At 59.9% G+C, this 24,937-nt stretch carries 24 protein-coding genes; 17 read left to right on the forward strand and 7 right to left on the reverse strand.

Features of this window, described 5'->3' with window-relative positions; translation table 11 throughout:
* The 12 genes from AC1MEW_RS27350 (at position 1) to hemN (ending at position 12,507) form a co-directional block, all read left to right on the forward strand.
* Positions 1–204 carry a cbb3-type cytochrome oxidase subunit 3 gene (locus AC1MEW_RS27350; RefSeq protein WP_201192892.1) on the forward strand — a complete coding sequence of 68 codons (204 nt, stop codon included), beginning with the start codon at positions 1–3 and terminating at the stop codon, positions 202–204.
* Complete coding sequence (ccoP, locus tag AC1MEW_RS27355) at positions 201–1,154, forward strand: cytochrome-c oxidase, cbb3-type subunit III (RefSeq protein WP_480424303.1); 954 nt, start codon at positions 201–203, stop codon at positions 1,152–1,154. The genes AC1MEW_RS27350 and ccoP (AC1MEW_RS27355) overlap by 4 nt, the downstream gene beginning before the upstream one ends.
* Before the next feature lie 485 nt (positions 1,155–1,639).
* Positions 1,640–3,082: a cytochrome-c oxidase, cbb3-type subunit I gene (ccoN, locus tag AC1MEW_RS27360; protein ID WP_201192899.1), complete on the forward strand. Its 1,443-nt coding sequence runs from the start codon at positions 1,640–1,642 to the stop codon at positions 3,080–3,082.
* A complete protein-coding gene (gene ccoO / locus AC1MEW_RS27365; protein WP_054593209.1) occupies positions 3,082–3,690 on the forward strand; it encodes a cytochrome-c oxidase, cbb3-type subunit II in 609 nt (202 codons plus the stop codon). Before ccoN ends, ccoO begins: the two co-directional genes overlap by 1 nt.
* Positions 3,691–3,695: 5 nt before the next feature.
* On the forward strand, positions 3,696–3,881 hold the full coding sequence (locus AC1MEW_RS27370) for a CcoQ/FixQ family Cbb3-type cytochrome c oxidase assembly chaperone (protein WP_003175465.1): 186 nt from the start codon (positions 3,696–3,698) through the stop codon (positions 3,879–3,881).
* Complete coding sequence (gene ccoP, locus AC1MEW_RS27375; protein WP_322267865.1) at positions 3,878–4,855, forward strand: cytochrome-c oxidase, cbb3-type subunit III; 978 nt, start codon at positions 3,878–3,880, stop codon at positions 4,853–4,855. Before AC1MEW_RS27370 ends, ccoP (AC1MEW_RS27375) begins: the two co-directional genes overlap by 4 nt.
* A 590-nt stretch (positions 4,856–5,445) precedes the next feature.
* The gene (gene ccoG, locus AC1MEW_RS27380) at positions 5,446–6,861 is read left to right on the forward strand and encodes a cytochrome c oxidase accessory protein CcoG (RefSeq protein ID WP_201202154.1); all 1,416 of its coding nucleotides are present in this window, start codon (positions 5,446–5,448) and stop codon (positions 6,859–6,861) included.
* An 11-nt stretch (positions 6,862–6,872) separates the two neighbouring features.
* Positions 6,873–7,409, forward strand: a complete 537-nt coding sequence (locus AC1MEW_RS27385; protein ID WP_201255905.1) for a FixH family protein — start codon at positions 6,873–6,875, stop codon at positions 7,407–7,409.
* 144 nt (positions 7,410–7,553) lie between these two features.
* On the forward strand, positions 7,554–10,004 hold the full coding sequence (locus AC1MEW_RS27390; protein WP_480424306.1) for a heavy metal translocating P-type ATPase: 2,451 nt from the start codon (positions 7,554–7,556) through the stop codon (positions 10,002–10,004).
* Positions 10,005–10,028: 24 nt separating this feature from the next.
* Positions 10,029–10,247: a cbb3-type cytochrome oxidase assembly protein CcoS gene (gene ccoS, locus AC1MEW_RS27395; protein ID WP_201202146.1), complete on the forward strand. Its 219-nt coding sequence runs from the start codon at positions 10,029–10,031 to the stop codon at positions 10,245–10,247.
* Positions 10,240–10,923 (forward strand): sulfite exporter TauE/SafE family protein, encoded by a 684-nt coding sequence (locus AC1MEW_RS27400; RefSeq protein ID WP_201202144.1) that lies wholly within the window; start codon positions 10,240–10,242, stop codon positions 10,921–10,923. Before ccoS ends, AC1MEW_RS27400 begins: the two co-directional genes overlap by 8 nt.
* A gap of 201 nt (positions 10,924–11,124) precedes the next feature.
* Positions 11,125–12,507 (forward strand): oxygen-independent coproporphyrinogen III oxidase, encoded by a 1,383-nt coding sequence (hemN, locus tag AC1MEW_RS27405; protein WP_322267863.1) that lies wholly within the window; start codon positions 11,125–11,127, stop codon positions 12,505–12,507.
* Here hemN and AC1MEW_RS27410 read toward each other — a convergent pair.
* Entirely contained in the window at positions 12,504–12,986 is a 483-nt protein-coding gene (locus tag AC1MEW_RS27410; protein WP_480424310.1) for a hypothetical protein, read from the reverse strand. The two genes, hemN and AC1MEW_RS27410, sit on opposite strands and share 4 nt — an antisense overlap.
* A 156-nt stretch (positions 12,987–13,142) precedes the next feature.
* On the opposite strand from AC1MEW_RS27410, the gene fnr reads away from it, so the two are divergent.
* Together fnr and AC1MEW_RS27420 are read left to right on the forward strand one after the other, a co-directional pair.
* Positions 13,143–13,874 carry a fumarate/nitrate reduction transcriptional regulator Fnr gene (gene fnr, locus AC1MEW_RS27415; protein WP_201202139.1) on the forward strand — a complete coding sequence of 244 codons (732 nt, stop codon included), beginning with the start codon at positions 13,143–13,145 and terminating at the stop codon, positions 13,872–13,874.
* Between the two features lie 79 nt (positions 13,875–13,953).
* A complete protein-coding gene (locus tag AC1MEW_RS27420) occupies positions 13,954–14,502 on the forward strand; it encodes an adenine phosphoribosyltransferase (RefSeq protein WP_008057870.1) in 549 nt (182 codons plus the stop codon).
* 99 nt (positions 14,503–14,601) lie between these two features.
* Here the strand turns inward: AC1MEW_RS27420 and AC1MEW_RS27425 are convergent, their stop codons facing one another.
* The 5 genes from AC1MEW_RS27425 to dnaX form a co-directional block, all read right to left on the reverse strand.
* Positions 14,602–15,750, reverse strand: a complete 1,149-nt coding sequence (locus AC1MEW_RS27425) for an acyl-CoA dehydrogenase family protein (RefSeq protein WP_201202137.1) — start codon at positions 15,748–15,750, stop codon at positions 14,602–14,604.
* A gap of 136 nt (positions 15,751–15,886) precedes the next feature.
* Positions 15,887–16,489, reverse strand: a complete 603-nt coding sequence (gene recR / locus AC1MEW_RS27430) for a recombination mediator RecR (protein ID WP_201202136.1) — start codon at positions 16,487–16,489, stop codon at positions 15,887–15,889.
* Positions 16,490–16,554: 65 nt separating this feature from the next.
* Positions 16,555–17,589 carry an NADP-dependent oxidoreductase gene (locus tag AC1MEW_RS27435; protein WP_201202135.1) on the reverse strand — a complete coding sequence of 345 codons (1,035 nt, stop codon included), beginning with the start codon at positions 17,587–17,589 and terminating at the stop codon, positions 16,555–16,557.
* A 308-nt stretch (positions 17,590–17,897) separates the two neighbouring features.
* Positions 17,898–18,236: a YbaB/EbfC family nucleoid-associated protein gene (locus AC1MEW_RS27440; protein WP_123403312.1), complete on the reverse strand. Its 339-nt coding sequence runs from the start codon at positions 18,234–18,236 to the stop codon at positions 17,898–17,900.
* 63 nt (positions 18,237–18,299) lie between these two features.
* Complete coding sequence (gene dnaX / locus AC1MEW_RS27445) at positions 18,300–20,387, reverse strand: DNA polymerase III subunit gamma/tau (RefSeq protein ID WP_480424313.1); 2,088 nt, start codon at positions 20,385–20,387, stop codon at positions 18,300–18,302.
* 145 nt (positions 20,388–20,532) lie between these two features.
* Here dnaX and AC1MEW_RS27450 point away from each other — a divergent pair, with 145 nt between their 5' ends.
* Positions 20,533–21,282: a substrate-binding periplasmic protein gene (locus AC1MEW_RS27450; RefSeq protein WP_201255908.1), complete on the forward strand. Its 750-nt coding sequence runs from the start codon at positions 20,533–20,535 to the stop codon at positions 21,280–21,282.
* A 142-nt stretch (positions 21,283–21,424) separates the two neighbouring features.
* Here AC1MEW_RS27450 and AC1MEW_RS27455 read toward each other — a convergent pair whose 3' ends face one another.
* On the reverse strand, positions 21,425–23,125 hold the full coding sequence (locus AC1MEW_RS27455; RefSeq protein ID WP_201255909.1) for a putative bifunctional diguanylate cyclase/phosphodiesterase: 1,701 nt from the start codon (positions 23,123–23,125) through the stop codon (positions 21,425–21,427).
* 416 nt (positions 23,126–23,541) lie between these two features.
* On the opposite strand from AC1MEW_RS27455, the gene AC1MEW_RS27460 reads away from it, so the two are divergent.
* Positions 23,542–23,856 (forward strand): helix-turn-helix domain-containing protein, encoded by a 315-nt coding sequence (locus AC1MEW_RS27460; RefSeq protein WP_123403304.1) that lies wholly within the window; start codon positions 23,542–23,544, stop codon positions 23,854–23,856.
* Between the two features lie 161 nt (positions 23,857–24,017).
* On the forward strand, positions 24,018–24,926 hold the full coding sequence (locus AC1MEW_RS27465; protein WP_201255910.1) for a DUF2167 domain-containing protein: 909 nt from the start codon (positions 24,018–24,020) through the stop codon (positions 24,924–24,926).
* Positions 24,927–24,937 lie beyond the last annotated feature (11 nt).

A 24,937-nucleotide genomic window follows, 5' to 3' on the forward strand; every position in this document is an offset into this window, starting at 1 on the left:
ATGGTCTTTGAAATGAGCAGTGGAATGATCCGCGGCCTGGGCACGGTCGTGGTGTTTGTGGCCTTCGTCGGCCTGGCGTTGTGGGTGTTCAACGGCAAGCGCAGCCCGGAATTCGCCGAAGCACGTTTGCTGCCGTTCGCCGATGAGCCGTTACCCGACGACGCCAACACCCAAGAACCTGAAACAAGGAGTACCCGGCCATGACCACCTTCTGGAGTACGTGGATCTGCGTACTGACCATCGGCAGCCTGATCGGCCTGACCTGGCTGCTGATCGGCACCCGCAAGGGTGAAACCAAGGGCAGCGTCGACCAGACCATGGGCCACAGCTTCGACGGCATCGAGGAATACGACAACCCGCTGCCGCAGTGGTGGTTCATGCTGTTCGCCGGCACGCTGGTGTTTGCCGTGGGTTACTTGATTCTTTATCCGGGCCTGGGCAACTGGAAAGGCATCCTGCCCGGCTACGAGGACGGCTGGACCGGCGTTCACGAATGGGAAAAGGAAATGGACAAGGCTAACGCCAAGTTCGGACCGATCTTCGCCAAATTCGCCGCCATGCCAGTGGAAGAAGTCGCCAAGGACGCGCAAGCGTTGAAAATGGGCGGTCGCCTGTTTGCGTCCAATTGCTCGGTGTGCCACGGCTCCGACGCCAAGGGCGCCTTCGGCTTCCCGAACCTGGCCGACAGCGATTGGCGTTGGGGCGGTGAAGCCGACACCATCAAGACCACCATCATGGGCGGTCGCATGGCCGCGATGCCGGCCTGGGGTGAAATCCTCGGTGAGGCTGGGGTGAAAAACGTCGCCGCGTATGTGCGTCACGAACTGGCCGGCCTGCCGTTGCCTGCCGACAGCAGCGCCGACGTAAACGCCGGCCAGCAAGTGTTCAGTACCACCTGCGTCGCCTGTCACGGGGCAAACGGCCAGGGCACTGAAGCCATGGGCGCGCCGAATCTGACGCACCCGGCCGGATTTATCTACGGCTCAAGCCTGGTGCAACTGCAACAAACCATTCGTCATGGCCGCCAGGGCCATATGCCGGCGCAGAGCGAACTGCTCGGCAACGATAAGGTGCAACTGTTGGCCGCCTACGTTTACAGCTTGTCCCACGGTGCCAGCACCGAGCGTTTGCAGGCCGAAGGCAAAAACGAGTAAATCTTGACCGCTCTGCTGCCGCATTCTCCCGGATGCGGCAGTTCCCTTCTTCATTTGCGACGCATTGTCGCACCCTCAATCAGTCTCCCTTTCGGTTCCCCGGATTCGGGTCTACGCTTGCTCGATGCGGACTGGCAAAGTACCGGTTCCAGGTCGACCCTAGCCGATGTGTTCGACGAATCTGCTCGATGACAGGCCGCAAAGGCTGGTAGATACCGGCTGTCGTGCCAATTGCCATCGGTCACCTTATCGTTGCGTTTCAACACACCCCGTTACAACTGACCTGAACCCCTCGCCTTTTTCTTCCGCTGCGACATTTTGTCCGGGGGCAATTTTGTCCTTACGCGGCGCATGGAAAGGCCGCAGAATCAGCGTCTGAAAGCATTGACCCAGGTCATGGCGCGTTGCAATGACCCCCTGCTTTCTACATACTTGCGGCCGATTTTTACTCCTAATAAAACATACTCAAACCGTGGAACCTTAGAATGAGCACAGCAATCAGTCCGACTGCTTATAACTATAAGGTAGTCCGCCAGTTCGCCATCATGACGGTGGTCTGGGGGATCCTTGGCATGGGGCTTGGTGTCTTCATCGCCTCACAGCTTGTATGGCCGGAATTGAATTTCGGCCTGCCGTGGACGACATTCGGACGCTTACGCCCGTTGCACACCAACCTGGTGATTTTCGCCTTCGGTGGTTGTGCACTGTTTGCCACTTCTTATTACGTCGTGCAGCGAACCTGCCAAACGCGACTGATTTCCGACAGCCTTGCAGCCTTCCACTTCTGGGGATGGCAAGCGGTGATCATCGGCGCCATCGTGACCTTGCCGCTGGGTTACACCACCACCAAGGAATACGCCGAACTGGAATGGCCCCTGGCTATCCTGCTGGCGATTGTCTGGATCGTTTACGCACTGGTGTTTTTCGGCACCATCGTCAAGCGCAAGACCAAGCACATCTATGTCGGTAACTGGTTCTACGGTGCTTTCATCGTCGTGACGGCGATGCTGCACATCGTCAACCACGCCTCCCTGCCGGTCAGTTTCTTCAAGTCCTACTCGGCCTACGCCGGTGCGACTGACGCCATGATCCAATGGTGGTACGGCCACAACGCGGTAGGTTTCTTCCTGACCACTGGCTTCCTGGGGATGATGTACTACTTCGTTCCGAAGCAGGCCGAGCGTCCGATCTACTCCTATCGTCTGTCCATCGTGCACTTCTGGGCGCTGATCACCCTGTACATCTGGGCCGGTCCGCACCACTTGCACTACACCGCACTGCCGGACTGGGCTCAGTCCCTGGGCATGGCGATGTCGATCATCCTGCTGGCACCAAGCTGGGGCGGCATGATCAACGGCATGATGACCCTGTCGGGCGCCTGGCATAAGCTGCGCACCGACCCGATCCTGCGTTTCCTGGTCGTGTCCCTGGCGTTCTACGGCATGTCGACCTTCGAAGGCCCGATGATGGCCATCAAGACCGTCAACTCGCTGTCGCACTACACCGACTGGACCATCGGCCACGTACACGCCGGCGCGCTTGGCTGGGTTGCGATGATCTCGATCGGCGCGATCTACCACATGATCCCGAAACTGTTCGGTCGCACACAGATGCACAGCATCGGCCTGATCAACACCCACTTCTGGCTCGCGACCATCGGTACCGTTCTGTACATCGCTTCGATGTGGGTCAACGGCATCACCCAGGGTCTGATGTGGCGTGCAATCAACGACGACGGCACCCTCACCTACTCGTTCGTTGAAGCGCTGCAAGCCAGTCACCCTGGTTACATCGTTCGCGCCCTGGGCGGTGCGTTCTTTGCCAGCGGCATGCTGTTCATGGCCTACAACGTATTCCGTACCGTACGTGCCTCGAACCCGGCTGAAGCCGAAGCCGCCGCTCAGATTGCTGTAGTTGGAGCTCACTGATGAAGCATGAAGCAGTCGAGAAGAACATTGGCCTGCTGGCCTTCTTCATGGTTATCGCCGTCAGCATCGGCGGCCTGACCCAGATCGTTCCGTTGTTTTTCCAGGACGTCACTAACAAGCCGGTTGAAGGCATGAAGCCTCGCCCGGCGCTGGAACTTGAAGGGCGTGACATTTTCATCGCCAACGGCTGTGTCGGCTGCCACTCGCAGATGATCCGCCCGTTCCGTGCTGAAACCGAACGTTACGGCCACTACTCGGTAGCCGGTGAAAGCGTCTGGGACCACCCGTTCCTGTGGGGTTCCAAGCGTACCGGTCCGGACCTGGCCCGTGTCGGCGGTCGTTACTCCGATGACTGGCAGCGTGCGCATTTGTACAACCCGCGCAACGTCGTGCCTGAGTCGAAAATGCCGGCCTACCCGTTCCTCGTGGAAAACAAGCTCGACGGCAAAGACACCGCCAAGAAAATGGAAGTCTTGCGCACGCTCGGCGTCCCTTACACCGACGAAGACATCGCCGGCGCCAAGGATGCTGTGAAGGGCAAAACCGAAATGGACGCGCTGGTGGCCTATCTGCAAGGCCTGGGCACCATCATCAAAAGCAAACGGTGATTTAGATGGATATCGGGATGATTCGTGGCCTGGGCACCGTTGTTGTGATGGTGGCCTTTATCGGTCTGGCGTTGTGGGTGTTCAGTCCCAAGCGCAAGTCGGAGTTTGAAGACGCGACCTTGCTGCCTTTCGCGGATGATCCCGAAGCCATCAAGCACGTCGAGCAAGCTTCTAGGAGTAACAAAGAATGACTACATTCTGGAGTCTGTACGTCACGGTCCTCAGTCTGGGCACTATCTTCGCCCTGACCTGGCTGCTGCTGTCGACCCGCAAGGGCCAGCGCAGCGAGCAGACGGAAGAAACGGTTGGCCACTCCTTCGACGGGATCGAGGAGTATGACAACCCACTGCCGAAATGGTGGTTCATGCTGTTCGTGGGCACCATCATTTTCGCCCTCGGCTACTTGGTGCTCTACCCAGGCCTGGGTAACTGGAAAGGCCTGCTGCCGGGTTACAACTACCTCGATAACGACAAGCAGACCGCGTTCGCCAACGGCCAGACCGGCTGGACCGGCGTTCACGAGTGGGAAAAGGAAATGGCCAAGTCGGACGCCAAGTTCGGCCCGATCTTCGCCAAGTTCGCTTCCATGCCCATCGAAGAAGTGGCCAAGGACCCGCAAGCCCTGAAGATGGGTGGCCGCTTGTTCGCCTCCAACTGCTCGGTCTGCCACGGTTCCGACGCCAAGGGTGCTTACGGCTTCCCTAACCTGACAGACGAAGACTGGCGCTGGGGCGGCGAGCCGGCCACCATCAAGACCACCATCATGGGCGGCCGTCATGCGGTGATGCCTGCGTGGGCTGAAGTGATCGGCGAGCAAGGCGTTGCGGATGTTGCCTCCTTTGTGCTGACCAACCTCGATGGCCGCAAGCTGCCGGAAGGCACCAAGGCCGATCCGGTTGCCGGCCAGAAACTGTTCGCGGCCAACTGCGTGGCATGCCACGGTCCGGAAGGCAAAGGTACGCCAGCGATGGGCGCACCTAACCTGACTCACCCGGCTGCGTTCATCTACGGTTCGAGCTTTGCTCAACTGCAGCAGACCATCCGTTACGGCCGTCAGGGCCAGATGCCTGCGCAAGAACAGCTGCAAGGCAACGACAAGGTTCACCTGCTGGCCGCTTACGTCTACAGCTTGTCTCACGGTGAGAAGGCAGCGGACGCCCAGTAAGGCAAACGCTTGAAGCAACAAAAAACGGCCCCGCCAATGAGAATTGGCGGGGCCGTTTTCATTTGCATGACCGTCACACATTGAGACCGATTTTTAATCGACCGAACACCTTGGGGCCTGTAGTTTTTTCTCACCTTGAAGACGCACTTACCAAAGTGAATCTCTCAAGGAGACAGATGCATTTCACAGGTGATCACCAAGGAAAAAATGACATGTCCTATTCTGAAGCTCGTCGTATCCAACAGCCTCAAAACATCCCGTTCACCCCAACGCTAGAACCCGGAAACGGCTCGGGTGGGCTGGACGGCCTGGGTGGCGGGCGCCTCCCTAAATAGCTCAACCGCTGCATTGACACAGAGCAGCGCCAACGCGCTGCTCTCAAGGCAAATCGTGGATCGTCTATAGTCAATTGATCTGGATCATGATTTGTTACATCTGCTACACCATCTACGCTTTTCCCCCAACGCGACCAAAGGTCGCACCCTTGAGATAGAGCGACAGGCGTATCATTGCGCCACTGCAACACCTCTTTTTGACCGCGGTCGGCACGTACTGACCGAGGCATTTTTCCACTGCCGTGGGATGCAATGATGAGCAATCAGATTCCGGTACACGACGTTACCCCGCCTGCCAAGAACGCGAACAACAGCGTCGATCTCTACGCCTCTCGAGAAAAGATCTACACCCGCGCCTTCACCGGCCTGTTCCGCAACCTGCGGATGATGGGCGGGGCCGGTTTGTTCCTGCTGTATTTCGGTACGGTGTGGTTGAACTGGGGTGGTCATCAAGCCGTCTGGTGGAACCTGCCGGAACGTAAATTCTTCATTTTTGGCGCGACCTTCTGGCCCCAGGATTTCATCCTGCTCTCGGGCCTGCTGATCATCAGTGCCTTTGGCCTGTTCTTCATTACCGTGTACGCCGGACGCGTCTGGTGCGGCTATACCTGCCCGCAAAGCGTCTGGACCTGGATTTTCATGTGGTGCGAGAAGGTCACTGAAGGCGACCGCAACCAGCGCATCAAGCTCGACAAAGCGCCAATGAGCGGCAATAAATTCCTGCGCAAACTCAGTAAACACAGCCTGTGGCTGTTGATCGGTTTCGTCACCGGCATGACCTTCGTCGGGTACTTTTCGCCCATCCGCGAGCTGACCATCGACTTCTTCCTCGGCGAAGCCGATGGCTGGTCGTACTTCTGGGTCGGTTTCTTCACCCTCGCCACTTACGGCAATGCCGGCTGGTTGCGCGAGCAGGTGTGCATCTACATGTGCCCGTATGCGCGCTTCCAGAGCGTGATGTTCGACAAGGACACCCTGATTGTTTCCTACGACCCGCGTCGTGGTGAGTCCCGCGGCCCGCGCAAGAAAGGCGTGGACTACAAGGCCCAAGGCCTGGGCGACTGCATCGACTGCACCATGTGCGTCCAGGTCTGCCCGACCGGGATCGACATCCGCGACGGCCTGCAAATCGAGTGCATCGGCTGCGCCGCGTGCATCGATGCCTGCGACAGCATCATGGACAAAATGGACTACCCGCGCGGCTTGATCAGCTACACCACCGAGCACAACCTGTCCGGGCAAGTAACCCATAAGCTGCGCCCACGCCTGATTGGCTATGCCGTTGTGCTGCTGACCATGATCGGCTTGCTGGTCACCGCGTTCTTCATGCGCTCGCTGGTCGGTTTTGACGTCAGCAAGGACCGCGTGCTGTACCGCGAGAACGCCGAAGGCCGGATCGAAAACGTCTACAGCCTGAAGATCATGAACAAAGACCAACGCGACCACACTTACCTGCTCGAAGCCAGCGGTCTGCCGGACCTCAAGCTGCAAGGCAAGCGTGAGATCAAAGTCGCCGCCGGAGAAATATTCAGCCAGCCGGTGGAGCTCTCCAGCGCACCGGAGCAATTGCCATCGAGCACCAATGAGGTGAAATTCACCCTCAAGGATGCCGATGACGACAGCGTTCACGTTGAAGCCAAGAGCCGATTCATCGGCCCACAAATTCGTTGAGAGAACTGAACATGCCCGCAGCAAATGCCGCAAGCCCTTGGTACAAGCATCTTTGGCCGTGGATCATCATCGGGATTCTGACTTGCTCGGTGACCCTGACACTGTCCATGGTGACCATTGCGGTCAAGAACCCGGACAACCTGGTCAATGACAACTACTACGAGGCCGGCAAAGGCATCAACCGTTCCCTGGACCGTGAGTTGCTGGCCCAGACCCTGCTAATGCACGCCAACGTCCACCTGGATGAGGTGACCGGCGAAGTCGACCTGCGCCTGACCGGCAACAGCCAGCCAAAGACCGTTGAGCTGAACCTGATCTCGCCGACCCAGCCGGAGAAGGATCGTAAGATCACCCTGACCCGCAGCGAAACCGAACAGGGCCGCTACATCGGCCAGATGAGCGACAAGGTCGACGGCCGCCGTTTCGTTGAATTGCTGGGCGTGCAGGACGACAAGACCTGGCGCATGTTCGAGGAAGAACAGATCAGCCCCGACAAGAACCTGCTGCTGGGCGATGAGCCGCTGCAAGGTGCTGAAGACCTGAAGTAGTAAAAAGCCTGCGCTTCGCGCATTCGCGAGCAAGCCCGCTCCCACATTAGATCGCGGTCCACTGTGGGAGCGGGCTTGCTCGCGAAGAGGCCCTCTCAGACAACATAAATTCCCGAACAGAATCGCGGTACCTGTGAACCCCTGATGACCACCCCAACCCCTTGCTACCACTGCGCCCTGCCCGTCCCGGCCGGCGGCCGCTTCACCGCCGTCGTCCTCGGTGAAACCCGCGAGCTCTGCTGCCCGGGTTGCCAGGCCGTGGCTGAAGCCATTGTGGCGGGTGGCCTGGAAAGCTATTACCAGCACCGCAGCGAAGCCTCGGCCAACCCGCAAACCTTGCCGGTGCAATTGGTCGACGAACTGGCGCTGTACGACCGCGCCGACGTCCAGCAACCCTTCGTTCATCACGAAGGCGAACTCGCTGAAACCACGCTGCTGATGGAAGGCATCAGTTGCGCCGCCTGCGGCTGGCTGATCGAGAAACACCTGCGCGGCTTGCCGGCCGTGGCCGAAGCGCGACTGAACCTGTCGAACCATCGCCTATTCGTGCGTTGGGCCGACGCCCAACTGCCGCTAAGCCACGTGCTTAGCGAATTGCGCCACATCGGTTACGCCGCGCACCCTTATCAGGCCGACCGCGCCAGCGAACAACTGGCCAGCGAAAATCGCCTGGCCCTGCGCCAACTCGGCGTCGCCGGATTGCTGTGGTTTCAGGCGATGATGGCGACCATGGCCACCTGGCCCGAATTCAATATCGACCTCAGCCCGGAGCTGCACACCATCCTGCGCTGGGTCGCGCTGTTCCTGACCACGCCGATCGTGTTTTACAGCTGCGCACCCTTCTTCAAGGGCGCCATGCGCGACCTGCGCACCCGGCACCTGACCATGGATGTGTCGGTCTCGCTGGCGATTGGCAGCGCTTACCTCGCCGGGATCTGGACCTCGATCACCGGAGTCGGCGAACTGTATTTCGATGCGGTCGGGATGTTCGCGCTGTTCCTGCTGGCCGGACGTTACCTGGAACGCCGCGCCCGGGAACGCACCGCTGCTGCCACCGCTCAACTTGTGAATCTATTGCCCGCCTCGTGCCTGCGCCTGAGTGCCGACGGCCAGAGCGAGCGAATCCTGCTCAGCGAACTGCGCGTCGGCGATCAGGTGCTGGTGCATCCCGGCGCCATTCTCCCGGCCGACGGCAAGATTCTCGATGGCCAGTCGAGCATTGACGAATCGTTGCTCACCGGTGAATACCTGCCGCAACCGCGCACTCTTGGCGATGCGGTCACGGCCGGCACCTTGAACGTTGAAGGTGCGCTGACCGTGGAGGTGCTGGCGCTGGGTCATGACACGCGACTGTCCGCCATCGTCCGTCTGTTGGAACGCGCACAGGCCGAAAAACCGCGCCTGGCGGAAATCGCCGACCGCGCCGCCCAATGGTTTCTGCTGCTGTCGTTGATTGCTGCCGCTGCCATCGGCCTGTTGTGGTGGGAGCTGGACTCATCGCGAGCGTTCTGGATTGTGCTGGCGATGCTCGTCGCGACCTGCCCGTGCGCCTTGTCCCTGGCCACGCCGACCGCCCTGACCGCCGCCACCGGCACGTTGCACAAACTCGGCCTACTACTAACTCGCGGCCATGTCCTGGAAGGACTGAACCAGATCGACACGGTGATTTTCGACAAGACCGGTACGCTGACGGAAGGCCGGCTGGCGCTGCGCTCGATTCGCCCACTCGGTTCGCTCAACAGTGATCAATGCCTGAGCCTCGCGGCAGCGCTGGAAAACCGCTCCGAACACCCGATCGCCCTTGCGTTTGGCCGTGCACCGTTGGCCGCCGAAGAAGTCCTCAGTACGCCGGGGCTAGGGCTTGAAGGCTTGGTCGGTTTACAACGCTTGCGCATCGGCCAACCGGGTTTTGTCTGCGAACTCAGTGGTGCCACCGTGCCGCTGATGCCGGATGAAGCCGGCCAATGGCTGCTGCTCGGTGACAGTTTTGGGCCGCTGGCGTGGTTTGTCCTCGACGACCGCTTGCGCGCCGATGCCCCGGCGCTGCTTGCCGCGTGCAAGGCTCGCGGCTGGCGCACGCTGTTGTTGTCGGGCGACAGCTCACCGATGGTCGCCAGCGTCGCCGCCGAATTGGGCATCGACGAGGCCCGTGGCGGCTTGCGGCCCGATGACAAGTTGCAAGTGCTGCAACAACTGCACAAGGAAGGTCGTAAGGTGTTGATGCTCGGCGACGGGGTCAACGACGTACCGGTGCTGGCCGCCGCCGATATCAGCGTGGCCATGGGTTCGGCCACCGATCTGGCGAAAACCAGCGCCGACGCGGTGTTGCTGTCCAACCGCCTCGACGCCTTGGTACAAGCCTTCAGCCTGGCGCGGCGCACCCGTCGGGTAATCATCGAGAACCTGCTGTGGGCCGGACTGTACAATGGCCTCATGCTGCCGTTCGCCGCCCTCGGCTGGATCACTCCGGTGTGGGCTGCGATTGGCATGTCGATCAGTTCGTTGACCGTGGTACTCAATGCCCTGCGCCTGACTCGCATGCCGAGTACGCCAAAGGCCCGCACCACGCCAGAAACCCGTCCGCTGCCGGCCTGAGCCGCGCGGGCATGGAGTCTTCCAATGCCAGCTCTTTACGTGATGATCCCGGCCGCGCTGCTGATCGTGGCCATCGCCGTCTACATCTTCTTCTGGGCGGTCGACAGCGGTCAGTACGACGACCTCGACGGCCCGGCCCACAGCATTCTGTTCGACGACCAGGACCCGGCTCACAAAGCAGCGGTCGACGAGGCCAGCGGTCATCCGGCCAAACCGGAAGACAAGGCGCCACCCCATGCTTGAGCTGGCGCCGCTGCTGGTGTCGGCGCTGATCCTCGGCCTGCTCGGCGGCGGCCATTGCCTGGGCATGTGCGGCGGCTTGATGGGTGCGCTGACGCTGGCGATTCCCAAGGAACAACGCAGCCGTCGCTTCCGCTTGCTGCTGGCTTACAACCTGGGGCGAATTCTCAGCTACGCCACGGCCGGCCTGCTGATCGGCCTGGCTGGCTGGGCGGTGGCCAACAGCCCGGCGGCGATGTTCATGCGGATCATCGCCGGGCTGCTGCTGATCAGCATGGGCCTGTACCTGGCCGGTTGGTGGAGCGGCCTGACCCGCATCGAAAGCCTCGGTCGCGGCCTGTGGCGGCATATCCAGCCGATTGCCAACAAATTGCTGCCGGTGTCGAGCCTGCCCCGCGCCTTGCTGCTGGGCGCACTCTGGGGCTGGCTGCCGTGCGGGCTGGTTTACAGCACGTTGCTGTGGGCGGCGAGTCAGGGCAATGCGCTGGACAGTGCGTTGTTGATGCTGGCGTTCGGGCTGGGGACATGGCCGGTTTTGTTGGCCACGGGCCTGGCGGCGGAACGGGTCACGGCACTGTTGCGCAAGCGTAGCGTGCGGATGAGTGGCGGGTTGTTGGTGATTCTGTTCGGGATCTGGACATTGCCGGGGCCGCATCAGCATTGGTTCATGGGGCACTGACCCTGTGGCGAGGGAGCTTGCTCCCGCTGGGCTGCGAAGCGGCCCCAAAAGATGGGACTGCTACGCAGTCCAGCGGAAGCAAGCTCCCTCGCCACAAAAACCGATCAAAGCCACCAACCACCGTTGATGCAAATCAAGATGCCCCAACGCCGCACCCCATAGACTTGCTCACACTGCAAGCCTATCCGGGGGAATGCCCGCATGCTCGACGCCATTCGTTGGGACACCGATCTGATTCGCCGTTACGACCTGTCGGGGCCGCGCTACACCTCGTACCCGACCGCCGTTCAATTCAACAGCCAGGTCGGCACCTTCGACCTGTTTCATGCCCTGCGCGACAGCCGTAAAGCGCTGCGCCCGCTGTCGTTGTATGTGCATGTGCCGTTCTGCGCGAACATCTGCTACTACTGCGCCTGCAACAAAGTCATCACCAAGGACCGTGGCCGCGCACTCCCCTACTTGCAGCGCCTGGAGCAGGAGATCCAATTGATCGCCTGTCACCTGGACCCGGCACAGAAAGTCGAGCAATTGCATTTCGGCGGCGGCACCCCGACCTTTCTCAGCCACGACGAACTGCGCCAGTTGATGGCTCAGTTGCGCAAGCATTTCAACTTGCTGGATGACGATTCCGGTGACTACGGCATTGAAATCGATCCACGCGAAGCCGACTGGTCGACCATGGGCCTGCTGCGTGAACTGGGCTTTAATAGGGTCAGCATCGGCCTCCAAGACCTGGACCCGGCGGTGCAACGTGCGGTCAATCGCCTGCAAAGCCTGGAAGAAACCCGCGCCGTGATCGACGCCGCGCGAACCTTGCAGTTTCGCTCGATCAATATCGATCTGATCTACGGTTTGCCGCGCCAGACGCCGGAGAACTTCGCCCGCACCGTTGACGAGGTCATCGCCTTGCAGCCGGACCGGCTCTCAGTGTTCAACTACGCGCACCTGCCGGAACGCTTCCTGCCGCAACGGCGGATCAACAGCAATGAACTGCCGACGCCGGCGCAGAAACTGGAGATGCTCCAGGGCACCATTGAACAACTGACCAAGGCCGGCTATCGCTACATCGGTATGGACCACTTTGCCCTGCCGGATGATGAACTGGCCATCGCCCAGGAAGAATCGACCCTGCAACGCAACTTCCAGGGCTACACCACCCACGGTCACTGCGACTTGATTGGGCTCGGGGTCTCGGCCATCAGCCAGATCGGCGACCTGTACTGCCAGAACACCAGCGATCTGAACCTGTACCAGAACACCCTGGCCTCAGCCCAACTGGCCACCAACCGTGGCCTGTTGTGCAACGCCGACGACCGCTTGCGACGGGCAGTGATTCAGCAACTGATTTGCAGCTTCACATTGGATTTCGCCGGGATCGAACAAGCATTCAACATCGATTTCCGAGGCTACTTCAGCGAACTCTGGCCGCAGCTGGAGGCGATGGCCAATGACGGCTTGATCGAATTGGACAGCGAGCGAATCACAGTACTGCCGGCCGGACGACTGCTGGTGCGCTCGGTATGCATGGTGTTCGATGCCTACCTGGAGCAGCAAAATCGCCAGCGGTTTTCCCGGGTGATTTAGGACTTCATGAGCAGCGACGCCGCCTTGAGGATTTGCTCCGGCGTCAGGCCCGCCTGCTTCATGGCTTTACTGAGCGCGGTATTGGCGGTGATCAGGCCACCGTTGAGGTTGTTGATAAACGCTTGCAAGGCGCCGAGTTTGACCTTGATTTCTTCCGGACTGAGACGTTTATCTCGCATCACGGCCTGCATTTCGGCCATTTTTTCGGCGATTTGCTGCTGCAATTTGCGAATCATTTTCAGGACCTGCTGAATGTTTTCCGGCAAACCGCTTTCTTCGATGTCGCTGTTTTCGCCCTTGGCCCCGGCAGCTTTTTCGATGCCGGCACCGGACAGCGACACCTTGATGCCTTGGACCACGGCCGGGGTATCGGTGCTTGGCAAGGTGATGTCCGAGTCATCGACCGTCGGTGTTTTCGAGGTATCGATCAACGACGACAAGCCGCTGTTACCGGGATTCAACGTGCCAATGGCGGACATGAATGCAGCTCCTTGCAAGCGATCAGTAGACAGGTTATCGGCCGTCCGGCCGCTGGCTTTACGCGCCTGCGGCAAAATCGCCGTGTGCTGGCCTGAATGTCCTCCCGTGAGTTACCCTTACGGCTTATGTGTGTTTTTCCCACAAGGATTAAAGAAATGTCTGAGCCAGTAAAAGTGCGCGCTCACAGCCAGGCCCATTGCAAGGATTGCAGCCTGGCCCCCCTCTGCTTGCCACTTTCTTTGAATCTGGAAGACATGGATTCGCTGGACGAGATCGTTAAACGTGGTCGCCCGCTGAAAAAAGGCGAGTTTCTGTTCCGCCAGGGCGACACGTTCGATTCCGTTTATGCAGTTCGCTCCGGCGCCCTGAAGACATTCAGCCTCAGCGATGGCGGCGAAGAGCAGCTCACTGGTTTCCACTTGCCGAGCGAATTGGTCGGCCTGTCGGGCATGGACACTGAAAAGCACCCAGTCTCGGCCCAAGCGCTGGAAACAACCTCGGTCTGCGAAATCCCGTTCGAGCGTCTCGATGAACTGGCCCTGCAACTGCCGCAGCTGCGTCGTCAGTTGATGCGGGTGATGAGCCGCGAGATTCGCGACGATCAACAAATGATGTTGCTGCTGTCGAAGAAAACCGCCGACGAGCGCATCGCCACGTTCCTGGTCAACCTGTCCGCTCGCTTCCGCGCGCGCGGTTTCTCGGCCAACCAGTTCCGCCTGAGCATGTCGCGCAACGAAATCGGCAACTACTTGGGCCTGGCGGTGGAAACCGTGTCCCGGGTGTTCACCCGCTTCCAGCAAAACGAACTGATCGCCGCGGAGGGTAAGGAAATCCATATTCTCGACCCGATCCAGCTGTGCGCCCTGGCAGGCGGTTCTCTCGACTGACAGACACAATTGCGGCTGAGCGAAACGGTTCAGCCGCCGTTATACTGCGTCGTTTGCAGCCTGCCAGGACACCTCGACGATGGTCTTCGACTCCTTCGACATCAAATCCCTGATCCGCCCCGTGATCGACTTCCCCAAGCCCGGCGTGATCTTTCGCGACATCACCCCGCTGTTTCAATCGCCCACGGCCCTGCGCCTGGTGATGGACAGCTTCGCTCACCGTTACGTCGAGGCCGACTTCACCCACATCGGCGCGATGGATGCCCGCGGCTTCCTGATTGGCTCGGTATTGGCCTACCAGTTGAACAAGCCGCTGGTGCTGTTTCGCAAGCAAGGCAAACTGCCGGCGGACGTGCTGGCCGAGGGTTACGCGACCGAGTACGGCGAAGCGTTCCTGGAAGTGCACGCCGACAGCCTGTGCGAAGGCGATTCGGTAGTGATGTTCGATGACCTGATTGCGACCGGTGGCACCTTGATTGCGGCGGCGAACCTGATTCGACGCATGGGTGCGCGAGTGCATGAAGCGGCGGCGATTATTGATTTGCCGGAGCTGGGTGGCTCGCAGCGGTTGGAAGATATGGGGATTCCGACGTTTTGCCTGACGCAGTTTGCGTTGAGCGATAAGTAAAGATCAAAAGATCGCAGCCTTCGGCAGCTCCTACAGATGTACGCATTCCAATGTAGGCGCTGCCGAAGGCTCGGGCCGCGTTCGGACGATCTTTTGCATTTACAGCCCCATCTGCTTGCTGATGATCTCGTTCATCACTTCCCGCGTCCCGCCGCCAATCGACAGTATCCGGTTATCCCGATACAACCGCTCCACCAGACTCTCGCGCATATAACCCATACCACCCAGAATCTGCACCGCATCCGTGGTAATGCGATCCGCCGTGTCGGTCGCAAAATTCTTGGCCATGGAAATCTCCTTGATCACGCTCTGCCCCGCCGCCATTTTCGCCGCTTGTCGGTAGGTGAACTCCCGTGACACTTCCAGCGCCGTGGCCATTTCCGCGAGGCGATGCTTGAGCACCTGGAATTTGCCGATCGGTTTGCCAAAGGCCTCACGCTGACGCGCCCATTTCAGGCTTTCTTCGAGCGCAAGTTGCGCGGTCATGTTGGCCATCAACGCCAGGGCCAGGCGTTCGCTCTGGAAGTTACCCATGATGCAGGCAAAGCCCATGTTTTCGGCGCCAATCAGATTGCCCACGGGCACCCGGCAATCGTCGAAGAACAACTCGGCGGTGTCCGACGCCCACCAACCCATTTTCTTCAACTGCCGGCCGACGGTGAAACCGGGCGTGCCCTTCTCGATCAATAACAGGCTGATGCCACCGAAACCCGGCGCGCCGGTGCGTACCGCCACGGTGTAGAAGTCCGCACGAATGCCGCTGGTGATAAAGGTTTTGCTGCCGCTGACCCGGTAGACGTCACCGTCACGCACGGCGCGGGTTTGCAGGTTGGCTACATCGGAGCCGCCGCTGGGTTCGGTGATGGCCAGGGCGCTTATTTTTTCGCCGGATAGCACTTGCGGCACCACCCGATCACGAACTTCAGGCCTAGCCCACTTGAGGATTGGCGGCAGGCCGATGTCCAGCGAACCGAGGCCGGCCACCAACCCGCCGGAGCCGCAACGCATCAACTCTTCGCTGGCGGCAACCTTGGCGAACAGATCACCTTCATGACTGCCGCCGAGGACTTCGGGATAACCGATACCGAGAATGCCCGCCGCACCGGCCTTGAGGTAGAGCTCGCGAGGAAAGCTTTCGGCTTCTTCCCACTGATCGATGTCCGGCAGGATCTCGCGCTCGACGAAGCGCCTGACGCTGTCGCGGACCAATTGGTGGCTGGGATCGAAGTATTCCTGAAAGGCAGGCATCGGCGAACTCCACTGAAGGGTTCAACGACGTTAACCGAGCGCTTGCTTGGTTTTCAACCGGATTGTTTGAATCAGATGGACCGAGGCGCCTGCATCGCGAGCTTGCTCGCGATGGCGTTAGCGGCAACACCAAAAATCACAAGGCAATCGGCTTACGCCCGGCAAACGAATGCGCCAATGTCCCGCCATCCACCAATTCCAGCTCGCCACCCAACGGCACGCCATGGGCGATTCGCGAGGCGATCAAGCCTTTGTTGCTGAGCAACTGGGCGATGTAATGCGCTGTAGCCTCACCTTCCACCGTCGGGTTGGTGGCCAGGATGACCTCGGCAAAGGTGCCCGCCTCTTCAATCCGCGCCAGCAATTGCGGAATACCGATGGCCTCTGGCCCGAGCCCGTCGAGCGGCGACAGATGGCCCTTGAGCACGAAGTAGCGACCGCGGAACCCGGTCTGCTCAACCGCATAGACGTCCATCGGCCCTTCCACCACGCACAGCAAGGTATCGTCGCGTCGGGTGTCGGCGCATTGCGGGCAGAGGTCGTCTTCGGTCAGCGTGCGGCACAAGCGGCAGTGACCGACCCCTTCCATGGCCTGGCTCAGGGCCAGCGCCAGCCGCGAGCCACCACTGCGATCGCGCTCAAGCAGTTGCAACGCCATGCGTTGGGCGGTTTTCTGACCCACGCCCGGCAACGTTCGCAGGGCATCGATCAGTTGGCGAATCAGAGGGCTGAAGCTCATGGGGAAAAGTCCGACAAAACAACGAGACGCGGTTTATACCCGCGCCTCTGGTCAGCGTCAAATACTCAGTCTTGGGCGACCCGCACCACCAGTTTGCCGAAGTTGCGCCCTTCCAGCAGACCGATGAACGCCTCGGGCGCCTGCTCCAGGCCCTCGACGATGTCCTCGCGGAACTTCACCTTGCCCTCACGCACCCACGGCACCATGGCACTGACGAATTCCGGCTGTCGATCAGCGTAGTCATCGAACACGATAAAGCCCTGCATGCGTACGCGCTTGGTTAGCAGGGTTCGCTGAAATTGCGGCAGACGATCCGGCCCACTTGGGGCTTCATGGGCGTTGTAACCGGCAATCAGGCCACAGAGCGGAATCCGCGCCTTGGTATTGAGCAACGGCATGATCGCATCGAAGACCTTGCCACCAACGTTCTCGTAGTAGATGTCGACGCCCTTAGGGCACGCCAGCGCCAGGTCATTGGCAAAGTCCGGGCTCTTGTGATCGATGCAGGCGTCGAAACCCAGCTCCTCGACCACGTAGCGGCACTTGTCGGCTCCACCGGCCACACCGACCACCCGCAGGCCTTTGATCTTCGCCACCTGGCCAACCACCGATCCCACCGCACCGGAAGCCGCAGCCACCACCAGGGTTTCGCCGGCCTTGGGCTGGCCAATGTCTATCAGGCCCATGTACGCCGTCATGCCCGGCATCCCTAGCACACCCAACGCCATCGACGGGCTCGGCAGCCCGGATGGAATAGGAATGATGTTGCGACCATCGCTGATGCTGTGGCTCTGCCAGCCCGTGGATCCGACCACCAGATCACCTTCCTGAAACTTCGGATTCAGCGAGCGCTCGACGCGGCTGACAGCGCCACCAGTCATCACCTCGTCGATTTCTACAGGCGCAGCGTAGGACGGCGCGTCACTCATGCGACCGCGCATGTAGGGATCGAGGGACAAGTAGAGAGTCTTGAGTAGAACCTGGCCGTCTGCCAGGTCCGGCAGCGCTACACGCTCCAGACGAAAATTCTCCGGCTTCGGCGCGCCCACCGGACGGGACACCAAGACGATACGTTGGTTGAGGGTCAATGCTTGTGGCATGTGAGCGTCTCCTTGATCGATGAATTCAGCGGTATAGGGTGCAGACCTTTGCGGGGGTGGGGCGTTCGATGTTTCTGCCTTTCATTGTGGCGAGGGAGCTTGCTCCCGTTCGACTGCGAGGCAGTCGCTAAGCCTTACAGCCAGGATGCACCTGATACACCACTGTGGCAGGTTTTGGGAGCGCTTCGCACTCCAACGGGGGCAAGCCCCCTCGCCACAAAAGCAGGCCAACCTCATCTGGCAGAAACAAAAATGCCAGGCGCGCTGCCTGGCATTTTTTTGTAGCCCATCCAACGCGCCTTGGCGAATCAGAATGGCAGTTTCATACCCGGCGGCAGTTGCATGCCAGCGGTCACGCTGCCCATTTTGTCCTGGCTGTTGGCTTCGATCTTGCGCACGGCATCGTTGACGGCGGCGGCGAACACGGCCTCCAGCATCTCTTTGTCGTCTTCGCTCAGGCCTTCTACCAGGCTTGGGTCGATGGTCACGCGCTTGACGTCGTGACGACCGGTCATCACCACGGTGACCATATCGCCACCCGCCTTACCGGTGACTTCGGCGTTGGCCAGTTCTTCCTGCATCTTGGCCATTTTTTCCTGCATCTGCTGCGCCTGCTTCATCAGGCCGGCCATGCCACCTTTCATCATGGTAATCACCTCAAAGTACTTGGATAAAAACGGCGCCCGGTAAATATAGCCGAACGCCTTCAGTTATTTGCCCTGACTGACCAGGGCGTCGACAGGTTCAATAGTATCGTTACGGACCACCGCACCGAACTGCTGCATCATTTGCTGGATGAACGGATCACCGTGGATCGATTCCTCCGCCTCGCGCTGACGGTTCACTCGGCGCCGGGACGCAGCCTGGGCCGGGGTTTCCTGCTCAGGCTTGATCAGTTCCATGGTCAGCGTCAGCGTGCGGCCGTGAAACTGGTTCAAGGCATCGTTCAAGCGACGTTGTTGAGTCGCGTTGAACAAGGCGCTGTGGGCCGGGTCCAGGTGCAACAGCCAGTTGTCGCCATCGACGGCGATCAACGTGCAGTTGGCGGCGATGCTGCCGGTCATGCCGGAGATCGGCAGTTTCGGGAACAGTTCCAGCCATTGCAGCGCCAAACCGGTGGCCGGCATTGCAGCCGGTTCAGGCTCGGGTTCTGGCGTCGGCTCGGCGGTGTGTTCGCTGGCCAGTTCATCGAGATAGCTGTAGGCCGAGTCGATGTCCGGCTCTATGTAGTCCTCGTCCAGCGGCGGCTCGTCATCCAGGTCGATACCCGGCGTGGCAGCATCGACGTCGGCCACGGACGGTTCCGGGATGGGCGCGGCGGCCCATTCCGGCGCATCCGGCACCACGCTGTCAGGCGTAGGCATTGGCATCGGCGGCAAATCGGGTTGCTCGCTGGCGGTTTCCAGCACGGGCTCGACGGCCGGCTGCTGGATGACTTCGGGCTCTACCGGGTCATTCCACGGCAGGTCGACGACTTCTTCGACGACCACCGTTTCAACGACAGGCTCGGGCACGATCACTGGCGTAACAGGTTCGGGTTCCGGCGCTGGCGCAGGCTCAACAACGGCCGCCACTGGCGCCGTCACAACCGGTGCAACTGCCGCTGGGACTACCGGCGCAACTTTAGGCGCGGCAGCCACTGAGTTTGCGGAATCAACTGTGGCCTGGCTGATCCCCACTGGCTTTAGCGGTTGCCTCGGAGCGTCCGCCGTGTCTGCGGGTCTGAACGCCAGCATGCGCAGCAGGACCATTTCGAAGCCGCCACGCGGGTCGGGTGCCAGCGGCAAGTCGCGGCGCCCGATCAAGCCCATCTGGTAATAAAACTGTACGTCTTCGGCCGGCAATGCCTGAGCCAGTGCGAGCACCCGGTCACGGTCGCCGTGGCCGTTGTCGACGCCTTCAGGCAAGGCCTGGGCGATGGCGACCCGGTGCAGCACGTTGAGAATTTCCGAGAGCACGCCGTTCCAGTCCGGGCCTTGCTCGGCCAGATGACGAACGGCTTCGAGCAACGCTTTGGCGTCGCCTTCGATCAGCGAATGCAGGACATCAAACACCTGACCATGATCGAGCGTACCGAGCATCGCCCGTACGTCGGCGGCCATGACCTTGCCTTCACCGAAGGCGATGGCCTGGTCGGTCAGGCTCATGGCGTCACGCATCGAACCGTCAGCGGCACGACCCAGCAACCACAGCGCATCGTCTTCGAACGGCACTTGCTCGACACCCAGCACGTGGGTCAAATGCTCGACCACTCGCTCAGGCGTCATGTTCTTCAGGGAGAACTGCAAGCAACGCGAAAGAATCGTTGCCGGGAGTTTCTGCGGATCGGTGGTCGCCAGGATGAACTTGACGTAGGGCGGCGGCTCTTCGAGGGTTTTCAACAGCGCATTGAAGGAATGGCTGGAGAGCATGTGCACTTCGTCGATCAGGTAGACCTTGAAGCGCCCACGGCTCGGGGCGTATTGCACATTGTCGAGCAGCTCGCGGGTGTCCTCGACCTTGGTCCGGCTCGCGGCGTCGATCTCGATCAGGTCGACGAAGCGACCTTCATCGATCTCGCGGCACACCGAGCACTCGCCGCAAGGCGTCGACGTGATGCCGGTTTCACAGTTCAGGCATTTGGCAATGATTCGTGCGATGGTGGTCTTGCCGACACCGCGCGTCCCGGTAAACAGGTAGGCGTGGTGCAGCCGCTGGCTGTCCAAGGCATTGATCAGAGCCTTGAGCACATGGGTCTGGCCGACCATTTCGCGGAACGAGCGCGGACGCCATTTACGTGCAAGAACCTGATAACTCATCGAAAACCATCGCCACTGGGAAGCAGAAGCGGCTAATGCTAGCGGAGCAGGCCTGAAATTGCATCCGGTGTGCTCGTCTAATCTGGCTAAGCTGCATTTTGGGGGGCTATTTCTCGGCTCAAGGTTCATCAGTACCGGAGCGTTTATGCGGTTGGCCTTGGGGGCTTTGTTATTCTTCTGCCTGAACGTCGCCACCGCCGACACGCCGGTGCGCTTTGTCATGGCCGACAGTTGGGCCATGCCGATGGTGCAACTGGAGCAGGGCCGACCGACCCAGGGCATCCTTTATGACATCCTGCTCAGCCTCGCGACCCAGGTCGGCGTGCCGGCCGAGTTTCATGTGTTGCCTCGGGCGCGGGTGCAAAACGCCATGGAACACGGCGAAGTCGATGTGCGCTGCTATGCCGCACAATCGTGGCTGCCGAATCAGTCCGGGGACTACATCTGGAGCATTCCGCTGTTTCTGCAGCGCGACCTGCTGGTCAGCCGAAAAGGCCCACCCACGTCAGTGCTTCCCGCAGATTTGCAGCACGAGGCTATCGGCACCGTGCTTGGCTACATCTATCCCACACTGCAACCGCTGTTCGATGCAGGTCAGTTGCAACGCGAAGACGCGCGCAATCAGGAACAAGTGCTGGATAAGCTGCTGGCCGGGCGCTACCGCTACGCCGTCAGCAATCAATGGACCCTGGACTGGTTCAACCAGCGCCTGCTACCCGACCAGCAATTGCAAGCCGTGGCGGTGTTGCAGGAGCAGAATGTCGGCTGCTACGTGCGCAACGACCCGAACGTGCCGGTGCAGCGCATTTTACGCACGTTGTTGCGGATGAAAATGTCGGGGGAGATTGACGACATAATCGGGCTTTATATTGGGGCGGAGCCGACGACACCCTAAGCAATCTCTCTGATCAACACCGGATCAATGTGGGAGCGGGCTTGCTCGCGAAAGCGGTTTGTCAGTCACACTCATGTTGAATGTACTGACGCTTTCGCGAGCAAGCCCGCTCCCACAGGGGATTAGTGGTGAATACAAGACTTCAGCCAACCTGATCCAGCACCTGCCACTGCGCCGGCGCAACAAACCCGGCAACCCAGCCCGGCACCTCGGCGGGCGGCATCGGCCGGGCGATGAAATAGCCTTGCGCAACCTCGCAGCCCAGCCGCAGCAGCAACTGACCGTGTTCGATACTCTCCAGCCCCTCGGCGATCACCTGCCGGCCAAACGCCCGGGCGAGGCCGATCACCGCGGTGGTCAGCGCCAGGTCGTCATGATCGTGAAGAATGTCGCGCACAAAGGATTTATCAATCTTGATGGTTTGCGTGCGCAAGCGCTTGAGGTAGCTCAGGGACGAGTAACCGGTGCCGAAATCCCCCAATGAAAACTGCACCCCGAGCGCCTGGCAGGCCTGCAAACAAGCGCTGACATGCTGGATGTTCTCGACCGCCACCGACTCGACGATTTCCAGGTCCAGCAGTTGCGGTGAGACCTGGGCATGCCGTGCCAGCACTAGCCTGAGGCGCTCGACGAAATCCGCCCGCTGAAAATGTCGCGCCGCAATATTGATGCTGATCGGCCAGCCCTGCCCCGCTTGCTGCCAGCGCTGCAATTGCGCCAGGACCTGATCCATCACCCACTCACCGATGTCGATGATCAGATCGGTCTCCTCCACCAGCGGCAAAAACTCTCGCGGCAGCACCAAACCGTTTTGTGGATGCTCCCAACGCAACAACGCCTCGAAACCGACGACCTCGCCACGGCGCATGTTCACCTTCGGTTGAAAATGCAGGCGCAACTCGCCGGCGGCCAGGGCCTGGCGCACACGCTCGACCGTTTGATGGGTGGCTTTGACTTCCTGGTCCCGGGTGACGTCGAACACGTGAAAGCGATTGCGCCCGCGCTGCTTGGCCACGTACATGGCCTGATCGGCGTGACGCAACAGGGTTTCGGCGTCTTCGTTGTCATCGGGAAACAGCGTCACGCCAATGCTGGCGAACACATTAATGTCCTTGGCGTGCAGCGAATACGGCGCCGAAATCGTTCCCAGCACCCGATTCAGCGCCGCGCGCAGCTCCGGTAGATCACGCACGTAACGCAGCACCAGCACGAACTCATCGCCGGCCAACCGTGCCACCACATCTTCGCCCCGCACGATTGCGCGTAAACGCTTCGCCACTTCCACCAGCAACAAATCGCCACTGGCATGCCCGTAGCCATCGTTGACGGCTTTGAAGCCATCGAGGTCAAGCATGCACACCGCCAGCGGGATGTTTTCCTTGCGGGAGAACTCCAGCGCCTGATCCAGCAGGTCCGAGAGAAACGCGCGATTGGGCAGGCCCGTCAGCACGTCATGCCCGACCCGCCATTGCAGTGAATGCAACAGTTGGCGTTTTTCGCTGATATCGAAACGAATCGACAAATAGCGGTGAACCCGCCCGGTGGCGTCATCGAGCACCGGCACCATGGTGCTGTCGACCCAGTACAGGCTGCCATCCTTGGCGCGATTGCAGATCTCGCCCTTCCAAACGTTGCCCAGAGCGATGGTGCGCCACAGGGTGGCGAAAAATTCGGCAGAGTGCAGGCCGGAGTTGAGCAGGCGATGGTTCTGCCCAATCAGTTCCGCGCGGCTATAGCCGGAGATCGCGCAGAACTGCTCATTGACGTAAGTGATCCGGCCGCTGAGGTCAGTCTCGGAAAATATGGCGGCGGCATCCACGGCCCTGCGGTAATTCTCATCCATGAGTCAGGCTCACTGTCGCTAGCGGTGGTACCGCTCGACCAGCACACAATGCCCGGAAGAGATGTTTTGAGACGGACTGCGCAGAGACACGAGATCACTCCATGGACAGCTTTGATGGCCCCGGGACAGCCGAAGATCAACTAGGCTCAAAGGCCTCGGCGAAAGTGGAAACAGCAATCCAGGTCACATTTTGCAAGGCATTGAGCAGCTCTTAGAGCGCTCCGCACACCCGGCAATGGAACGCAATGCTGGCTGTTTTATATCGCCTCAACTTCTGAAAGCAGGTCACCAAATGCCCCCTATGAGCGGAGATTCTACGAAATACATCACATTTTGCAAGGAAAGGTGATGGATCATGCGGTTGCCTAATGCAAAAATCTATCGTTAAGTTCTTGATTCTAAATGGGAATTGAGCGATGCAAATTTCAAGTTTGGGTCCGGCCATCCGACGCTATCGCAAGGTCGCGGGGCTTACTCAGGCTGAACTCGGCGAAAAAACCGGTTTTGACCCCAAAACCATCAGCCGCTTCGAAACCGGTACCTATACCCCCAGCGTGGAAGCATTGTTTCTGCTTGCCGATGTGCTGGGCGTGAAGCTGAAAGCGTTTTTCGCAGATTTGGGCGATGAAGACGAACAGCGGGCGTACCTGTTCAGCGTCATACACAAAGCCACCTCAAAGGATCTGGGAAAGCTGATTGCTGCGGTTGACCAGGCCTTGTCCAAGCCTTAGTGCCAGTAATGAAAAAGGCAGATTTGTCGATGTCGATAAATCTGCCTTTTGCGTTGACTGGCGCCTGAAAAACCGCCTGCCTTGAGCGTTGAAGAACGTGCATCGATAGTGGCCATCCGATATTCTCCGCGCGAAATTAATTCAAAATGTAAGGGAATACGATGAAACACCTTCGCCCGATCCTCATGGCAGCGCTGTTGTGCGCACTGCACAATCCCGCGCAAGCGGCCAGCAACACCCCGGCGGCACCCACCGAAGCGGCCGAGGTGCAGCAAACGCCGGAGCAGTTTCTCGCCACCCTGAAACAACAGCACGGCACCATCACCCTGCCCTCCGGCATTGCAACGATGAAACTCAACGACGAGTTTTACTACCTCGATCCGAAAGACACCGAACGCCTGCTGACCGAGGGCTGGGGCAACCCGCCCGGCAACAAGACCCTGGGCATGATCATCCCAAAAGCCGTGAATCCACTGACCGCCAGCGGCTGGGGCGTGATCGTCAGCTACAAGGACGACGGGCATATTTCCGATGAAGATGCGGCAAAAATCGACTATGCCGACCTGCTCAAGCAAATGCAGGAAGAGGACGAGGAAGACAACAAGGCACGCCAGAAGGAAGGCTATGCTGGTCTGCACCTGCTGGGCTGGGCCGAGCAACCGCACTATGACGAAACCAGCCACAAAATGTATTGGGCCCGGGAACTGAAATCCGATGACGCCGAGGGCAGCACCCTGAACTACAGCATTCGCGTGCTGGGCCGCAAAGGTGTCCTGGAATTGAATGCCGTCGCCGCCATGGCGGACCTGCCGACCATCAAGCAAGAACTGCCTAAAGTCATCGCCTTCACCAACTTCACCGACGGCAACCTCTACACCGACTACAGCCCTGGCACCGATAAACTGGCGTCTTATGGCCTGGCAGCACTGGTAGGCGGCGGTTTGGCAGCGAAGGCAGGATTGTTTGCCAAGATCGGTATCTTCCTGCTGGCAGCGAAGAAGTTCCTGGTCGTGGGGCTGGTCGTGATTGCAGGTTTTGTACGCAAGCTGTTCAGCCGCAAGTCTTCTTAAGACTATTGGCC

This window comes from Pseudomonas sp. ASL4 (assembly GCF_056680395.1).

Bases quoted from the DNA above. Each gene is read 5' to 3' on its own strand.
- AC1MEW_RS27350 (WP_201192892.1), top strand. From the start codon at position 1: ATGGTCTTTGAAATGAGCAGTGGAATGATCCGCGGCCTGGGCACGGTC.
- ccoP (WP_480424303.1), top strand. From the start codon at position 201: ATGACCACCTTCTGGAGTACGTGGATCTGCGTACTGACCATCGGCAGC.
- ccoN (WP_201192899.1), top strand. From the start codon at position 1,640: ATGAGCACAGCAATCAGTCCGACTGCTTATAACTATAAGGTAGTCCGC.
- ccoO (WP_054593209.1), top strand. From the start codon at position 3,082: ATGAAGCATGAAGCAGTCGAGAAGAACATTGGCCTGCTGGCCTTCTTC.
- AC1MEW_RS27370 (WP_003175465.1), top strand. From the start codon at position 3,696: ATGGATATCGGGATGATTCGTGGCCTGGGCACCGTTGTTGTGATGGTG.
- ccoP (WP_322267865.1), top strand. From the start codon at position 3,878: ATGACTACATTCTGGAGTCTGTACGTCACGGTCCTCAGTCTGGGCACT.
- ccoG (WP_201202154.1), top strand. From the start codon at position 5,446: ATGAGCAATCAGATTCCGGTACACGACGTTACCCCGCCTGCCAAGAAC.
- AC1MEW_RS27385 (WP_201255905.1), top strand. From the start codon at position 6,873: ATGCCCGCAGCAAATGCCGCAAGCCCTTGGTACAAGCATCTTTGGCCG.
- AC1MEW_RS27390 (WP_480424306.1), top strand. From the start codon at position 7,554: ATGACCACCCCAACCCCTTGCTACCACTGCGCCCTGCCCGTCCCGGCC.
- ccoS (WP_201202146.1), top strand. From the start codon at position 10,029: ATGCCAGCTCTTTACGTGATGATCCCGGCCGCGCTGCTGATCGTGGCC.
- AC1MEW_RS27400 (WP_201202144.1), top strand. From the start codon at position 10,240: ATGCTTGAGCTGGCGCCGCTGCTGGTGTCGGCGCTGATCCTCGGCCTG.
- hemN (WP_322267863.1), top strand. From the start codon at position 11,125: ATGCTCGACGCCATTCGTTGGGACACCGATCTGATTCGCCGTTACGAC.
- AC1MEW_RS27410 (WP_480424310.1), bottom strand. From the start codon at position 12,986: ATGTCCGCCATTGGCACGTTGAATCCCGGTAACAGCGGCTTGTCGTCG.
- fnr (WP_201202139.1), top strand. From the start codon at position 13,143: ATGTCTGAGCCAGTAAAAGTGCGCGCTCACAGCCAGGCCCATTGCAAG.
- AC1MEW_RS27420 (WP_008057870.1), top strand. From the start codon at position 13,954: ATGGTCTTCGACTCCTTCGACATCAAATCCCTGATCCGCCCCGTGATC.
- AC1MEW_RS27425 (WP_201202137.1), bottom strand. From the start codon at position 15,750: ATGCCTGCCTTTCAGGAATACTTCGATCCCAGCCACCAATTGGTCCGC.
- recR (WP_201202136.1), bottom strand. From the start codon at position 16,489: ATGAGCTTCAGCCCTCTGATTCGCCAACTGATCGATGCCCTGCGAACG.
- AC1MEW_RS27435 (WP_201202135.1), bottom strand. From the start codon at position 17,589: ATGCCACAAGCATTGACCCTCAACCAACGTATCGTCTTGGTGTCCCGT.
- AC1MEW_RS27440 (WP_123403312.1), bottom strand. From the start codon at position 18,236: ATGATGAAAGGTGGCATGGCCGGCCTGATGAAGCAGGCGCAGCAGATG.
- dnaX (WP_480424313.1), bottom strand. From the start codon at position 20,387: ATGAGTTATCAGGTTCTTGCACGTAAATGGCGTCCGCGCTCGTTCCGC.
- AC1MEW_RS27450 (WP_201255908.1), top strand. From the start codon at position 20,533: ATGCGGTTGGCCTTGGGGGCTTTGTTATTCTTCTGCCTGAACGTCGCC.
- AC1MEW_RS27455 (WP_201255909.1), bottom strand. From the start codon at position 23,125: ATGGATGAGAATTACCGCAGGGCCGTGGATGCCGCCGCCATATTTTCC.
- AC1MEW_RS27460 (WP_123403304.1), top strand. From the start codon at position 23,542: ATGCAAATTTCAAGTTTGGGTCCGGCCATCCGACGCTATCGCAAGGTC.
- AC1MEW_RS27465 (WP_201255910.1), top strand. From the start codon at position 24,018: ATGAAACACCTTCGCCCGATCCTCATGGCAGCGCTGTTGTGCGCACTG.